The sequence below is a fragment of the Bradyrhizobium sp. HKCCYLRH2047 genome, assembly GCF_051168175.1.
GTDB lineage: Bacteria > Pseudomonadota > Alphaproteobacteria > Rhizobiales > Xanthobacteraceae > Bradyrhizobium.
Window position 1 is genome coordinate 312,904 of sequence record NZ_JBNPUM010000006.1, and the last position, 14,067, is coordinate 326,970.

General features: G+C 65.6%; 13 protein-coding genes. 3 read left to right on the forward strand and 10 right to left on the reverse strand.

Translation table 11 applies throughout. The features are described from left to right. Positions 1-7: 7 nt before the first annotated feature. On the reverse strand, positions 8-865 hold the full coding sequence (locus ACQR1D_RS17140; RefSeq protein ID WP_434839861.1) for a VOC family protein: 858 nt from the start codon (positions 863-865) through the stop codon (positions 8-10). A 150-nt stretch (positions 866-1,015) separates the two neighbouring features. Between ACQR1D_RS17140 and ACQR1D_RS17145 the strand changes: the two genes are divergently transcribed. Then, positions 1,016-2,326 carry an NAD(P)/FAD-dependent oxidoreductase gene (locus tag ACQR1D_RS17145; RefSeq protein ID WP_434839899.1) on the forward strand — a complete coding sequence of 437 codons (1,311 nt, stop codon included), beginning with the start codon at positions 1,016-1,018 and terminating at the stop codon, positions 2,324-2,326. Here the strand turns inward: ACQR1D_RS17145 and ACQR1D_RS17150 are convergent. The 7 genes from ACQR1D_RS17150 to ACQR1D_RS17180 all read right to left on the reverse strand — a co-directional run bounded on the left by ACQR1D_RS17150 (position 2,323) and on the right by ACQR1D_RS17180 (position 11,490). Beyond that, entirely contained in the window at positions 2,323-3,951 is a 1,629-nt protein-coding gene (locus ACQR1D_RS17150; protein WP_434839862.1) for an ABC transporter ATP-binding protein, read from the reverse strand. The genes ACQR1D_RS17145 and ACQR1D_RS17150 overlap by 4 nt on opposite strands. Beyond that, positions 3,948-4,778, reverse strand: a complete 831-nt coding sequence (locus tag ACQR1D_RS17155; RefSeq protein ID WP_315799883.1) for an ABC transporter permease — start codon at positions 4,776-4,778, stop codon at positions 3,948-3,950. Before ACQR1D_RS17155 ends, ACQR1D_RS17150 begins: the two co-directional genes overlap by 4 nt. Before the next feature lie 3 nt (positions 4,779-4,781). Then, positions 4,782-5,759, reverse strand: coding sequence for an ABC transporter permease (locus ACQR1D_RS17160; RefSeq protein ID WP_316215860.1), 978 nt, complete (start codon positions 5,757-5,759; stop codon positions 4,782-4,784). Between the two features lie 24 nt (positions 5,760-5,783). After that, positions 5,784-7,400, reverse strand: a complete 1,617-nt coding sequence (locus ACQR1D_RS17165) for an ABC transporter substrate-binding protein (protein WP_316178640.1) — start codon at positions 7,398-7,400, stop codon at positions 5,784-5,786. Between the two features lie 276 nt (positions 7,401-7,676). After that, the gene (locus ACQR1D_RS17170; RefSeq protein WP_434839863.1) at positions 7,677-9,290 is read right to left on the reverse strand and encodes an ATP-binding protein; all 1,614 of its coding nucleotides are present in this window, start codon (positions 9,288-9,290) and stop codon (positions 7,677-7,679) included. Next, a complete protein-coding gene (locus tag ACQR1D_RS17175; protein ID WP_315799887.1) occupies positions 9,287-9,988 on the reverse strand; it encodes a response regulator transcription factor in 702 nt (233 codons plus the stop codon). Before ACQR1D_RS17175 ends, ACQR1D_RS17170 begins: the two co-directional genes overlap by 4 nt. A gap of 23 nt (positions 9,989-10,011) precedes the next feature. Continuing rightward, positions 10,012-11,490 carry a DUF4153 domain-containing protein gene (locus ACQR1D_RS17180; RefSeq protein WP_434839864.1) on the reverse strand — a complete coding sequence of 493 codons (1,479 nt, stop codon included), beginning with the start codon at positions 11,488-11,490 and terminating at the stop codon, positions 10,012-10,014. Between the two features lie 213 nt (positions 11,491-11,703). Between ACQR1D_RS17180 and ACQR1D_RS17185 the strand changes: the two genes are divergently transcribed. Beyond that, positions 11,704-13,071: a glycoside hydrolase family 3 N-terminal domain-containing protein gene (locus tag ACQR1D_RS17185; protein ID WP_434839865.1), complete on the forward strand. Its 1,368-nt coding sequence runs from the start codon at positions 11,704-11,706 to the stop codon at positions 13,069-13,071. Positions 13,072-13,092: 21 nt separating this feature from the next. On the opposite strand, the gene ACQR1D_RS17190 is transcribed toward ACQR1D_RS17185, so the two are convergent. Both ACQR1D_RS17190 and ACQR1D_RS17195 read right to left on the reverse strand, forming a co-directional pair. Then, positions 13,093-13,380 (reverse strand): hypothetical protein, encoded by a 288-nt coding sequence (locus ACQR1D_RS17190; RefSeq protein WP_315799890.1) that lies wholly within the window; start codon positions 13,378-13,380, stop codon positions 13,093-13,095. A 131-nt stretch (positions 13,381-13,511) separates the two neighbouring features. Next, complete coding sequence (locus tag ACQR1D_RS17195) at positions 13,512-13,703, reverse strand: DUF3072 domain-containing protein (RefSeq protein WP_315799891.1); 192 nt, start codon at positions 13,701-13,703, stop codon at positions 13,512-13,514. A 95-nt stretch (positions 13,704-13,798) separates the two neighbouring features. Between ACQR1D_RS17195 and ACQR1D_RS17200 the strand changes: the two genes are divergently transcribed. Continuing rightward, a complete protein-coding gene (locus tag ACQR1D_RS17200; RefSeq protein ID WP_315799892.1) occupies positions 13,799-14,032 on the forward strand; it encodes a hypothetical protein in 234 nt (77 codons plus the stop codon). Positions 14,033-14,067: the final 35 nt, after the last annotated feature.

Consider the following 14,067-nt stretch of genomic DNA (forward strand, 5'->3'; position numbering starts at 1 on the left):
CGAAAGTCTAGCCGGCCACGAAGCTGAGCAGGGTGCCCGTCGCTGACGCCGGCGGAACAACGAGGCTCGCGCCGCTGCGCACCGCCGCCGCGCCAAGCGCCTTTTCCGTCGTTGCGAGATCATGTGAAGCCAGCACCAGGCCGGCGCCGCCGCGCTCCGGCAGGCCGGCGAGCGACACGCCGGGATAACGCGCTGCGAGCTGCTCCCGGGTCAAGAACACGAAATCGGCGCGATCGCCGCCCGAGGTCACGGTCACGGCGCCGTCGGCCTCGGCTCGCCCGTCGCGATCGATCAGGCGCGACAGATGGGCTGCGTCCTTGGTCGGATCCGGCGTCACGATCAGGGCCTGCTTCAGCTGCTTGGCGGCGTTGGCATGGCGCATCAATTCAGGAATCCAGACTGTTTCGCGCGTCTTGTGCTGGCAGGCGAAGATGCGCAGGCCGCCCGGAGCCTCCGCGACCGGCCATTGAAACACGCGGAATTTCGCTGCCGAGATGGAGCCGTCGGGCAGGGGCACCGGGCGCTCGAAATCGATCGGGCCAATCGGCTCAAAACCCCTCGCGCGGATTTCCTCGGCGCCGGCCGCCGAGTCGATCGCGGTGAAGGCGATGCGCTCGATACCTTCGCCGCGCTGGGCGAGGAAATTGCGGGTCGGAACGTTGTGGTCGGTCTCGGCGAGGATGCCGAGCAGCTCGATGTAATCAGGATCGAGCATGATGGTGTAATTGCCGGACCCCATCTTGGCGCTGTGCGTGCCGCGCGGAGACAGCGTGAAGCCCAGCCGCCTCCAGGTCTCCGCCGCGGCGTCGAGATCCTTCACCACGACGACCGCGTGATCGATACCGATGACATTCTTGAGGGCCACGCGTTTGTCTCCTTGCAGCGAAGTTGGCATATTGGCGGCCGAACTATGCCCAATCGACCTATGCGCCGCAACCGGCGCGGATGGGCGCTCGGCGCAAGGCAAGACCGTCTTCCTGGAGGGCGGTTGATCAGCAGGGATGAGCTGTTCACGATGAGCATGACGATGGAAAACGTTCAATGGCCGCCGTCCTTGTGGGCTGCGCAGACCCCGTCTGGACCTGACCTGTCCGAGCTTCAGGGCAGTGTGCAGGCCGATGTCGTGATCATCGGCGGCGGCTTCACCGGATTGTCGACGGCGCTGCATCTGCGCGAGGCCGGTGTCGATGTCGCGATCGTCGAAGCCATGGAGCCGGGCTGGGGCGCCTCGGGTCGGAACAACGGCCAGGTGATCCCGACACTGTCGCGCCCGGATCCCGAGGATCTCATCGCCCGTCACGGCGCCGCCGGCGAGCGCTTCGTTGCGATGCTGCGCGACAGTGCCTCAGCGCTGTTCGAGACCGTCAGGCGCTACGGCATCGACGCCGAGCATGAGCAGGCCGGCTGGGTCCAGCCGGTGCATACGCCCGGCCGCATCAAGATCGCCGAGCGCAGGTTCAAGCAGTGGTCGAAGTTCGGCGCGGAAGTCGAGCTGCTGTCACGCGACCAGACGCGCGACATGCTCGGCTCGGATGCATGGTATGGGGGCTTCTGGAACAGGACCGGCGGTCACATCAATCCGCTGGCGCTCGCGCGCGGGCTGGCGCGAACCGTGCTGAGCCTGGGGGGCCGCATCTATGCGCGCTCGCCGGCGATCTATTTCGAGCGGCGCGGGAATCGTTGGATCGTCCGCACCGCGCAAGGCGAGGTGTCGGCGCGCGCGCTGGTGCTGGCGAGCAATGCCTATAGCGGCGAGTTCTCCAAGGCTCTCGCACCCGAGATCGCGCATGAGGTGATGCCGGTGCTGTCCTGGCAGATGGCGACGCAGCCGCTGTCGGACAATGTGCGGAAGACCATCATCCCGGCGCGGCAGGCGATGTCCGATACTCATGGTGAGCTCTATTTCGCCCGCTACGATGCGCGCAACCGCCTGGTGACGGGCGGCGCCGTGATCGGTCCCGGCAACAAGTCCGAGCGGCTGAAGGCGAGGGTCGCCGAGCGCCTGCAGCGCCTGTGGCCGCAGATCGGCGAGGTCCGGTTCGACTATGTCTGGAATGGCTATGTCGGCATGACCACGGACTACATGCCGCGAATTCACCGCCTCGGTCCCGATGCCTATGGCTGGACCGGTTGCAACGGCCGGGCAGTCGCACTGACGATCCCCCTCGGTGCGGAGCTTGCGAAGGCGGTGCGCGGCGTGCCCGCGAACGAGCTGGCCTTGCCGTTCACGGAGCCGGTCACCATTCCGGCGCACGCCCTGCTGCGTCCATTCGCGCCACTGATGCTGCTCCTGTACCGGTACCGCGACGCGCGCGAGATCGGCTAAGACGTGGGATGTTGGGTCCGGGCGAAGTCGCCGCCCGGAATGGCCTCCAGCAGCGCCTGCGTATAGGCATGCTGCGGGTTGCCGAACACGTCGCGCGTGGGCCCATGCTCGACGACGACGCCGTCCTTCATGACCGCGACCAGATCGCAGATCTGGGCTGCGACCCGCAGGTCGTGCGTGATGAAGATGATCGACAGGTCGAGCCGTTCGCGCAGGCTGGTCAGCAGCTTCAACACCTGCGCCTGAACGGAGACGTCGAGCGCGGACACCGGCTCGTCCGCGACCAGCACCTTGGGCTTCAGCGCCAGCGCGCGCGCAAGCCCGATGCGCTGGCGCTGACCTCCGGAGAACTCATGCGGAAAGCGGTCGGCGGCGGACGGGTCGAGCCCCACCAGGCTGAACAGCTCGCGCGCCTCGGTCAGCGCCTGCGCTCGCGCGGTGCCGTGCACGATCGGTCCCTGCGCCACCAGCTCGACCGCCTTGCGCCGCGGATTCAACGAGGCGAACGGGTCCTGAAACACCATCTGCATCTGCTGGGTTCTGTTTCTGACCTCGCTGCGCGAGAGGCGTGCCCAGTCCTCGCCGTCGAGCAGGATCGTTCCTGTGTCGGGATCGATCAGGCGAATGATGCAGCGGGCGAGGGTGGATTTGCCGGAGCCGGACTCGCCGACGATGCCGAGCGTTGCCCCCTTCGGCAGTGAAAGCGAAACGTCCCTGATTGCATGGGTAGTGCGCTCGCCGCGGCCGAGGAAGCCGCCGGTGCGATAGGTCTTCGAGATACCGGAGATGGCGAGGATCATCTGGTCCGATAATCTGCGTGCCGGAGGGGCCGCCACGGGTGGCACCGCAGCGATCAGTTGCCTGGTGTAGTCATGCTGCGGCCGTTGCAGGACATCCGCCGCCGCGCCCTGTTCGACGACGCTGCCATGCTGCATCACGACGACGCGGTCGGCGATCTCGGCGACGACCCCGAAGTCATGCGTGATGAACAGCACCGCCGTCCTGCGCCGCTGCTGCAGCTCTCGGATGAGCTTGAGGATCTGGGCCTGCGTCGTGACGTCGAGCGCCGTCGTCGGCTCGTCGGCGATCAGCAGCTTCGGATCAAGCGCCAAGGCCATGGCGATCATGGCGCGCTGGCGCTGGCCGCCGGACAGCTCGTGCGGATAGGCCTTCGCCGCGCGCGGCGGATCGGGAATGTTGACGTCGGACAGGAGCGACAGCACGCGCGATTTGATCTCGGCTTTCGACAGATCGGTATGGATGTCCAGCACCTCGCCGATCTGGTCGCCGATCGTGCGCAACGGATTGAGCGCGGTCATCGGCTCCTGGAACACCATCGCGACCTCGGCGCCACGCATGCTGCGCATCTCTGCCGCCGTGGCGGTGCAGAGATCGCGCCCGGCAAACAGGATGCGTCCGCCGTCGGTGCCCACACCGTCGGGCAGCAGCCGCATGATGGCATTGGCCATCATCGACTTGCCGGAGCCGGATTCTCCGACGATGCAGACGATTTCGTTCTCGGCGACCGAAAGCGAGACCTCGGAGATCGCATGCGTGCGGTCGGCGCCCTTCGGCAAACGCACGCTGAGGCGGTCGACGGTCAGAATGGGCTGTGCGGGACTCATCGCTGTTTCAGCCGGGGATTCAGTGCGTCATTGAGCCCCTGGCCGACCAGCGACACCGCGAGCACGGTGACGAGAATGGCGACGCCCGGGATCGCGGAGACGTACCACTGCACGCGCAGCACGTCGCGCCCGAGCCCGATCAGGTTGCCCCAGGAGGCGACATTGGCGTCGGACAGCCGTAGGAAGGCGAGCGCGCTCTCCAAGAGGATCGCGACCGCCATCACGACACCGGCATAGACGATCACCGGCGGCAGCGCGTTCGGCAGGATCTCGCGCAGGATCAGCTGGGTGTCGCGCATGCCGAGGGTGCGGCCGGCCTGGACGAATTCGCGGCTGCGCAGCGACAGGAACTCCGCCCGTGTCAGCCGGGCCGGTGCCGGCCAGGAGACGATGCCGACGGCAATCGTCACCGTCGTCAAAGTCGAGCCGAACACCGCGACCAGGACCAGCAGCAGGACGAAGTTCGGCAGCGTCTGGAAGGCTTCGGTGATGCGCATCAGGATGTTGTCGACCCAGCCGCCGTAGTAGCCCGCGAGCGCACCGACCAACACGCCGATCGCCACGGCAATGAGCGTGGCGACGCCGCCGATCAGGAGCGAGATGCGGGCGCCGTAGAAGATCTGGGCGGCGATGTCGCGGCCGGAATTGTCGGTGCCGAGCAGGAAGCGCGGATTGGCGAGCGGCCAGATCAGGGGCCGGCCGGCGAGCGCGAGCGGATCGCGTGGATAGAAATAGCCGGCGCTGAGCGCCATGCCGATGACGATCAGCAGGAGCACGAGGCCCAGGACGGCAGCGGGACTGCGGAAATAGCGTTTGACCGCGTCCATGCGCTAGCTCTCCGCCGTGATGCGCGGATCGAGCCGCGCGTAAAGCAGATCGGTCACGAAGTTGACGGCGATCACGAGCAGCGCCGAGACGAAGACGATGCCGAGCAGGGTGTTGAGGTCGCGCTGGACGACCGACTCATAAGCGAGACGTCCGAGGCCGGGCAGCGAGAACACCGTCTCGACCACCACGGAGCCGCCGAGCATCGTGCCGGCCTGGAGTCCGATCAGCGTCACCATCGGCAGCAGCGCGTTGCGCAGCACGTGGCGGGTGACGATGCGGGTCTCGTCGAGGCCCTTGGCGCGCGCGGTGCGGACGAAATCGAGGTTCAGGACCTCGAGCATGGAGGCGCGCATGATGCGGAGATAGATGGCGAGGAAGATCAGGCCGAGTGTCAAGGACGGCAACACCAAGTGTCGTGCGATATCGAGCACGCGCCAGACGCCGGTCGTGACCGCGCCGATATCCTCGAAGCCGCCGGCGGGCAGCCACTGCAGGTAGATCGAGAACACGACGATGGCCATCAGTCCGAACCAGAACGACGGGGTGGCATAGAAGATCAGGCCCACCGTGGAGATCAGCGTATCCGGCCAGCGGTTGACGCCGCGCGCGGCGATCACCCCGAAAACAAGACCGAAGAAGAAGGCAAAGGACAGCGCCGATGTCATCAGCAGCAGCGTCGGTGGCAGCCGCTCCAGGATCACGGCAGCGACGGGCTTGCCGTAGATCGCGGAGAACCCGAGATCGAGACGCACCAGCCGCCATAGATAATTGGCGAGCTGCATCGGGACCGACAGGTCCAGTCCATAGAAGCGACGCAACTCGCGGGCGGTGGCGGCATCGCCGCCGCCCATCTGCGCCATCATCGCGTCGACCGTATCGCCGGGCGCGAGTTGCAGCAGCAGGAAGACGCCGATCAGGATCAGGAACAGGGTGGGGATCGAGGCGGCGAGCCGCCGCCCCGCAAGGCTCAAGATGCGCATGGCCTCATCCTGACGGATTCCGGCTCAGGCGGAAAGCCACAGATCGTGCCAGCTCGACGATCCCCAGCGCGGCGTGTTCGAGTGGTTGCGCGCCTTGGCCGTGATCACGGTGACGAAGATCTGCTCGATCGGCATCCACACCGGCAGCTCGGTATTGGCCTCGCGCACGAAATCGGCATAGAGCGCCTTGCGCTTGGCCGGATCGACCTCGGTCGCCGCGTCATCGATGATCTTGTCGATCTTGGGATCGTCCCAACCCCACTGATTGGTCCAGGGCGCGCCCTTGGGCTGGCCGGAGCGATACCAGACCGTGGTCGAAACCGCGGGGTCGTTGCGGTACTGGTGCCAGCCGGTCGCGAGATCGAAGGCGTGCTCGTCATAGACCTGCTTGAGAAAGCCGCCGCCATCGTTGCGCACGATCTCGATTGCGATGCCAACCTCGCCCAGCGATTGCTGGAGGAAGGTTGACCACAGCGAGATGTCCTCACCCCACGGCGCGGGCAGCAGCCGCAGCGAGAAGCGGGTTCCGCCGGCGCCGGGCTTGTAGCCGGCTTCGTCCAGGAGCGCCGCCGCCTTGGCCTTGTCGTAGGGATATTGCGGCGTATTGGCGCCGGGGTAGAAGTCGGTCGAGGTCGACGGGATCGGACCGGTGCCCAGCTTGGCGAAATCGCCGAGGAAGTTCTCGATGAAGAAGGGAACGTTGATCGCATGCGCGATGGCACGGCGGACCTTCACGTCCGCCAGCTCCTTGCGGCGGACGTTGAACTCGAGCGTGTTGGTGCGCGCGTTGCCCTCATTGCCCTTGGTGGACACGATGAAACGCTTGTCCTTGCCGAGCCGCGCCATGTCGGAGATCGTCAGGCCCGAGAACGGGCTGTAGTGCAGCTCGCCGGCCTCCATCTGCGCCGCCGCCGCGGCCCGGTCGGTGATCACCTTCCACACGATGCGGTCGAGATAGGGTGCGTTCGGCCGCCAGTAGTCGGCATTGCGCTCGGCGATGATATACTGGCCGCGCTCGTACTTCACGAATTTGAACGGACCAGTGCCGATGGGGGCGAGGTTGGCGGGGTTCTGCCTGATGTCGCCGCTCTCGTAGATGTGCTTGGCCGAGACGTAGCCGAGATCGGGCAGCGCGCGCAGCAGCAGGTTGAGCGGCATCGGCCGCTCGTAGCGGAAGATCGCGGTCTGCGGATCCGGCGTGTCGACCGCAGTCAGGAACAACTGCAGGGTCGATCCGTAGTTCAGGATCTTCTTCCACATGTTCATCGCGGTGAAGGCAACGTCCTCCGACGTGAACGGCTTGCCGTCATGCCAGGTGATGCCCTTGCGCAGCTTGAAAGTGACGGTCTTGCCGTCCGGCGTCGCCTCCCAGCTCTCGGCAAGCACGCCGACCGGCTGGCCATTGGCGTCGAGGTCGACGAGGTTCTCCTGGATCTTGCCGCCGATGATGTAGACACCGGTCGAAGCCTGGAGGCTCGGGTTGAGCTGACGCTGCTCGGCGCCGTAGTGAACGTTGAACACGCCACCCTTGCGCGGCGTCTCCTGGGCGAAGGCACGGAATGGATTGACCACGTTCGCAGCGATGGCAGCGGAGGTCAGGAGGGCGGTCCGGCGGCTGATCTCGAAACGGCTCGAATTCATCAAGGTCTCCCGAAGGCCAAGCGGGACGCTGGCCGATGGTGCAATCGGGGCGAAGATTACGCGGATCGCGGGTCCAAGTCATTTGCCAATTGCCGTGCAGCTCTGCGGCATTCTCGTGCGGCCCATGCAGCCGGCGGCACCGTGGCATACATTGCTCGTATACGAACGAATGGGAGAAGACCTTCGTCGACAAGGCCCTGAATGTGGTGGGGATTGCCGGCGGCGATTGAGCGACCGGAAGCAACTTTGACGTGGCGCCGCAGAGAGCACGCTATCTTAAGTCGGCGTCCCGCGTCTGCATTCGATCGGTAGCCTCAGCACGAATGCGACACCGGTCTCGCTCGGCCGCAGCGAGATCTCGCCGCCATGGTTTGCCATGATGGCGCGCACGATCGCCAGCCCCATGCCGGTACCGCCGCTGTCGCGCCGGGTCGTGAAGAAGGCGTCGAAGATGCGGTCGCGGTTGTCAGGCGAGATCGGATCGCCATCATTGCTGGCGATGACGATCAGCATCTCCTTGCTCTCCTCGGCCTCGAGGCGGATGCGCAGGGCGCCATGCCGGACGGCGTTGTCGACGAGATGCGTGAGCACGATGAGCACGGTTTCGTTCGGCAATGTCGTGCTACGTTCGACCGGCCCTGATGTCTCGATGACAACCGACGGGAAACGCGGTCGCAGCGTGCCGACGGCCTCGGCGATGCTACCGGCCTCGACCGCCGACACCGTCTCCGCCCGTGCCAGCTCGCGCAAGCGCTGGGCCAGTGCCGCGAGGCGGTCGGCGTCGCCAAGGATGTTGGTGAGGAACGTCTCCTGCTCGGCGCGCGTCAAGGTCTCAGAAGGGCTGGCCAGAGAGTCGAGCAGCAGCTCGGCTGCGCCCTTGATCGAGGTGAGCGGTGATTTGAGTTCGTGGGTCAGATGCGCGGAAAAGCTCCTGATGTAGTTGGAGCGTTGCGCCAGTTGCTCGGCCATGGCGAAGAAGTGCTCGGCGAGCTCCGCGAAGTCGCGGGTGCCGTAATGGGCGAGCGGACGGAAGCCTGCGGGATCGTTGCGTCCGATCCGGCCGGCGCGATCGACCAGCTCGCGCATCGGGCGCGTGATCGTGCGCGCCACGATGAGGCCGACCAGCAGCGTCGTGAGGACAATGGTGGAGCCGGCCGCGATGAACTTGCCGCGCTCCTGATAGAGATGCTCGAAGATGTTGCGCGGCGTGCGCGAGGTATAGATGACCCCGGCGACGTGATCGTCGACGATCACGGGCATGGCCGAGAACACATGGACGCCGACGCCGCGGCTGATCGAATAGATCGGTGGTGGGGCCTTGTCGGGAATGCGGATGCGGAGCGCGGCGCTGTAGCGTCCCTTCAGGGCGGCGGCCACCTCGTCGATATGGGCGAGGGATTTGCCCATCTCGTCGCGGCCGGCGATCACGACGCCCTGGGGATCGAGCACGCGATACCCGGCCAAGGTGACCTTCTGCGTCTCCCTGACGATCGGCAGCAGGCGCGCGCCGATCGCGACGTAGGCCGGATCCGCAGGATGGACCGCATCGCGTGCGTCGGGCCGGCGGACGAACAGATCGTTGGCCAGGAGATCGAGCAGGGGGCGAATCGGCGTCACCTCGTCGGAGGCATCTGGACGTGACTCGGGCGGGATCTCGGCGCCGAGCGGCACGCCGGCGGCAAGGCGCGCGGAAACCTCCTCGGCAAAGACCGCCGCCAGCACGCGGCTCTGCGCGATCAGCTCCGCCTGGGTCTGGCGGATCAGCTGGTTGTCATAGATGCGAAAGAAGAACAGCCCGACCAGCGGCAAGGTGCCGACCAGCGCCAGAACGCCGAAGACGATCTGTCCCAGCGACGGCCGCCATTTTGCCTTGGGCTTGGGCGCGATCATGGGGCGCCGCAGCGGCCGAGCCGGAAGCCGACGCCATGCACCGTCTCGATGGCGTCCTCGCAATGCGCGGCTGCCAGCTTGGCCCTGATGTTGCGGATGTGGCTGTCGATGGTGCGGTCGGAAACCTGGATGTTGAGCTGATAGGCGGCGCTCATGATCTGCTCGCGGCTGAACACGACGGCAGGGCGCGTCATCAGCGTGCGCAGGATGCTGAATTCCAGGGCGGTAAGTGTCAGCGGCGCGTCGCCGAAGCGCGCCAGATGCTGCTGCGGGTCGAGACGAAGCCTGCCATGCGCCAGCTCCTCCGGTTCGGGCGCACGATCCGCCCCACCGGATGAGACCCTGCGGAGAATGACGTTGACGCGGGCGACGAGCTCGCGCGGACTGAACGGCTTGGTCACGTAGTCGTCGCCGCCGATCTCGAGCCCGAGAATACGGTCGATCTCCTCGTCGCGCGCCGACAGGAACAGGATCGGCACCTGCGAGGTCCGGCGAATCCGCCGGCAGACCTCGAGGCCGTCGTACTCCGGCATGCCGACGTCGAGCACGATCAGGTCCGGACGGTCTTCGGCGAACCTGGCCAGCGCGGCGCGGCCGTCGGCGGCTTCCTTCACCGCCATGCCGGCCTTGCTCAAGGCCACGCGCAGGACCTCGCGGATATGCGGGTCGTCGTCGACGATGAGGATTCGGGGAGACACGTGCTTTCCTCCGCGGCGAGGCATCAGCTTGGTTTCTGCGACACGGGATGTGTATCGAGATAGCGCTGCAGGCGCCAGCCGCGAAAACTCCAGGATCGCCAGGACGCCATGCTGCTTTGCTGTTGCGCGAGGAGCCGATCGCGGTCGCTCGCCAGTCCCCGGTCCGTCGGTCGCAACAGCATCGCCCGCTCGATGGCCGGCAGCGCCTCTGGCCCGAGCCAGACGAGATAGGAGCCGTCGATGAGAGGGCCGCTCTGCCCCGCCTCACGACTATGGGAGACATTGAAGTCTGCGATCGGCCGGTCGAAATTGATCAGTGCACAGCCGTAAATGGTCGCCGAGAGCACCAGGATGTTCATGCGGACGAGCCACGCGTTGGACTTGGCGAGAGCGATCCTGAGCACGATGAGGATCAGGCCGATCGCAACCAGGATCATCCATATCAAGGCCGCGATCCGCCAATAGGTCAGAGCATAAGTCTCGATATACATGTGAAGCCGTTGGATCGAGGATACGACCAGCATCACGTTCTGTGCCACCCAGAGATAGACCAGCGGCCGGACCAATCGCGACTCGTTTGCCGTGGTCTCGGAGCGGACGGCGACGATGACGAAGGCCGCCGCGAGCAGCGCTGTGACGATCAAGGGATAGGCGCCCCGGTGCGCATAGGCCGCATAGGTCATGCCGTCCGGAAGCGCGGCATGTCCCCACAGATAGGCGCCGTCGAGCGCCGTCTGGAGAGCAAACAGGACGTTGAACAGGATCAGCGCCCGAAGCACCGTTTCAGGGCCGAGCACGGTCGCCAGGATTGACGGCTGATCGGGTTCGCTTTCGATCGGCGGGCTCCAAGTCTTGGTCCGCTCGCGCCAGCGAAGATTGATGAACGGCCAGACCATGGACAACGTGACGAGCCAGAAGATCGCGCGCCCCATCGTGAGTTGGGAAGCGACCTGCTCGGGACTGAGAACGGCGAACCAGCGCTCAATGACCGGATTGGCTGCCGCGAACAGAGCCAGGAACACGCAACCGAGTGCCAGCGGGATGCTCCAGACAAGGAGAGTTCGCATGACCATGTTCGTGCGTAGCGTCACGATCGCATCCGGTATCAGCCGAAACGGTCCGATGAGCAGCAATTGCCGTGCGGCGGTCAGCGGAAGCCGGAAGCCGCGCGCGGATCGGTTGGTCGCCAGCGCGACGGCCGACAGCGTCGTGAGCAGCAGGACAGGAAAAGAAAGCAGGTTCAGTTCCTCGATGGCGGGAGCCAGGCCGGCACCGAAGAGAACTGCGGCTCCGACCAGACGGCCTCGATTGGTCTTGGCGAGGTTGGCAAGAACGCTGGCGGAGGCGAGCGCGGCGAAAAACAGCGGGAATGCCAGGCCAATCGGCCGGCCGTCGTACAGCAGCGGATCGGCGAGGCCGACGAGGCCTGCAGCGATGGCGAATTTGAGCCACATGGAATCGGGCGCGACGGGTGCAGCCGTCGGCTCGGCAAGGGTGGTCATGGAGGAATCCTTGGTTTGGGTCATCGCTCGGGCCGGAAGGCACAAGCCGATGAGCCCAGCATGACGCCTGCCTATGCAGCGGCTCACGAGGGGATCTGCAGCATTTCAGGATTTGTTTGCAGATTTGGTGCAGACGCGATTCTGCTGCTGGCGCGGGCGAAACGTGATTGTTACGCAATGGCCGTCTTTCCCCTGGGATGATCGGCTGCACACATGCTTGGACGTATCAGGACCGCGGTTCTCTGGATCCTTGCTCTGCTCTTCATTTTCGTCACGCTGAACAGCAACGAGCCCTATCTGGTTCGGCTACGGGGCAGCGGCCATGTGGCCCTGCTCCTCATCGGGCTTGCTGTCCCGCTGCTGCTGATGCTCGGCGGCCGGTGGCGGCAGGGGGCCGCCGGACGCGCGCTCGTGCTGGCATGGTACGTTCCGCTGATCATGCTGACGTCGACGCAGTTCATGTTTGCCTGGCGCAAGTACGAGACGTTCCGCACGCCCCCGGACGTGGCGCGTCTGCTCGGCCGGCATTTCATCGTCGGCTACACGGCCGTGGGCGACGCAGCCGCGTTGGCGCGGCAGGGGTTGATCGCGGGAGTCTATGTCACTCACCACAACGTCCGTGGCCGGACCGAGCCGCAACTCCGTGCCGAGATCGCGCGGTTGCAGGACGCGCGCCGGAGTGCCGGGCTGCCGTCCCTGCTGGTCGCGGCGGATCAGGAGGGAGGCTCCGTCGCGCACCTGTCTCCGACATTGCCGAACATGCCCGGCCTCGCCACGCTGGCCGATCTGCCGGCCTCGCGGCGCGCGCAGGATGCGTTCGCGATGGGGCGCGCCCAAGGTGAGGCGCTCGCGGCTGCCGGCATCACCTTCAACCTGGCGCCTGTCGTCGACCTTCGCCCGAGCTGGACACGCAACCGACTGGACTTTCACACCTTGATCGGCCGCCGCGCGATCTCCAACGATCCCGCGGTGGTTGGCGACATTGCGCTCGGCTACGTCCGTGGCCTGGAAGCTAGCGGTGTCCGCGCGGCCATCAAGCATTTCCCTGGTCTGGGTCGCGTCGCAGCCGATACGCATCATTTCTCGGCACAGCTCGGCACACCGGCAGATGTCCTGGAACGGTCGGATTGGCGGCCATTTCGACAGGTGCTGCTGGGCTCGCACGCGGCGATGATGGTCGGTCACGTGACGGTCGATGCGGTCGATCCGGAGCGGCCTGCCTCACATTCCAAAGCCGTGCTCGAGGGACTCATTCGCGGCCGCTGGAACTATCAGGGTGTGATTGTGACGGATGATCTCGTGATGGGGGCGATCTACGGCCGCGATCTCTGCAAAGCTGTCGTGGAGGCTCTGAACGGCGGTGCCGACCTGTTGCTGGTGGCCTATGACGGCACCCAGTTTCATCGCGTGCTGGCCTGCGCCAAGGAGGCTCTGGCGCAAGGACGCATCGACCTCGATGCCCTCAGCCGAAGCGATGAGCGGCTGAAGCGCTGGGCGCCGGCGGTTGACAGATCAGAGCCGTCGAATGTGTCCACGGTTCTGCAAGAGACTGGAGCCGAGCATCAGAAAATCGTCGACTGAAGGGCAGGACAGCGCGAGTCCTCAGCGCGGGCCGTTGCCGGTCCAGTTGCGCCAGGCGACATTCGAGAGGCTTCTCAGGTCGGTCGCCAGCGGGCGTCGTACTTGTTTGTCGTGCTGGGCAATGAGGTGCTCGGACTCGCGTATCTTGAGCTGGAGTTCCGCGACCTGCCGCTTGGTGTGTTCGAGCGCCTTCGCATCGGCGCTCTCGCCCACCGTGAACCGCGCCGTCTCAATCTGCTTCAAGGCAGCACGATTCTTTTTGAGCTGGGCGCGATGCCAGGCAACCTTGCTGTCACTGTCCGCAACCATGGTGGACTCCCGCGAAATGCCGCGAAGACTAAACGACCGATTTCTGATTCGCGACAGCCTAGGCCCGGCATCGGCAACATCGGAATACCGATCTGCCGAATCATCGTCTCGATGACTTGAACTTGGCCAGCTCAATCCAACCTCGCGGCGCGTCTCATCTCATCGATCAGTTCGGACGCTTCAGCCTTCGTCATCTCCGCTTGCGTGGGGGCAGGGCGACCGGCCTGCTCGCTGAGCGTCTTCAAGCAGGACGCGTGGGCATCGGTCATCGGATCGGCTCCGGAACCCCAGTCCTCGGGTTCTTTCTGCAGCCGTTCAGCCATGGGGCTCTGCCGTTCTTGGCGGGCTCAATGCGCCAGCTTGCAGAATGTTCCCATTTTGTTCTATGGTGTAATGATCATCGTCTGAGGGGGGCTCCATGCGCGATCTCGATCTGGTTCGAGCCGAAATCGACCGTCTGCGCCTTCAGGTCGGGCGGCAGCGTCGCGAAATCGTGCAACTGCGGCGGGCCGGCGTGCCGGCGGCGGCGGCCGAAGCGCTGTTGCAGCGGATGTTGGGAACGCTTGAGGGACTGCGGCAACAACGCGAGCAGCTCAAGCTGGAAGAGGCGAGCAGGCTGCCTCCCAGACAGAGAGGGGCCCGGCACGCATGACATTCCGGCGACAAGGTCGAGCGATCCGCTGCTCG

What these genes read in the sequence shown, in the direction of transcription:
- ACQR1D_RS17145 (WP_434839899.1), top strand. Translation starts at nt 1,016, where the DNA reads ATGAGCATGACGATGGAAAACGTTCAATGGCCGCCGTCCTTGTGGGCT.
- ACQR1D_RS17150 (WP_434839862.1), bottom strand. Translation starts at nt 3,951, where the DNA reads ATGAGTCCCGCACAGCCCATTCTGACCGTCGACCGCCTCAGCGTGCGT.
- ACQR1D_RS17155 (WP_315799883.1), bottom strand. Translation starts at nt 4,778, where the DNA reads ATGGACGCGGTCAAACGCTATTTCCGCAGTCCCGCTGCCGTCCTGGGC.
- ACQR1D_RS17160 (WP_316215860.1), bottom strand. Translation starts at nt 5,759, where the DNA reads ATGCGCATCTTGAGCCTTGCGGGGCGGCGGCTCGCCGCCTCGATCCCC.
- ACQR1D_RS17165 (WP_316178640.1), bottom strand. Translation starts at nt 7,400, where the DNA reads ATGAATTCGAGCCGTTTCGAGATCAGCCGCCGGACCGCCCTCCTGACC.
- ACQR1D_RS17170 (WP_434839863.1), bottom strand. Translation starts at nt 9,290, where the DNA reads ATGATCGCGCCCAAGCCCAAGGCAAAATGGCGGCCGTCGCTGGGACAG.
- ACQR1D_RS17180 (WP_434839864.1), bottom strand. Translation starts at nt 11,490, where the DNA reads ATGACCACCCTTGCCGAGCCGACGGCTGCACCCGTCGCGCCCGATTCC.
- ACQR1D_RS17185 (WP_434839865.1), top strand. Translation starts at nt 11,704, where the DNA reads ATGCTTGGACGTATCAGGACCGCGGTTCTCTGGATCCTTGCTCTGCTC.
- ACQR1D_RS17190 (WP_315799890.1), bottom strand. Translation starts at nt 13,380, where the DNA reads ATGGTTGCGGACAGTGACAGCAAGGTTGCCTGGCATCGCGCCCAGCTC.
- ACQR1D_RS17195 (WP_315799891.1), bottom strand. Translation starts at nt 13,703, where the DNA reads ATGGCTGAACGGCTGCAGAAAGAACCCGAGGACTGGGGTTCCGGAGCC.
- ACQR1D_RS17200 (WP_315799892.1), top strand. Translation starts at nt 13,799, where the DNA reads ATGCGCGATCTCGATCTGGTTCGAGCCGAAATCGACCGTCTGCGCCTT.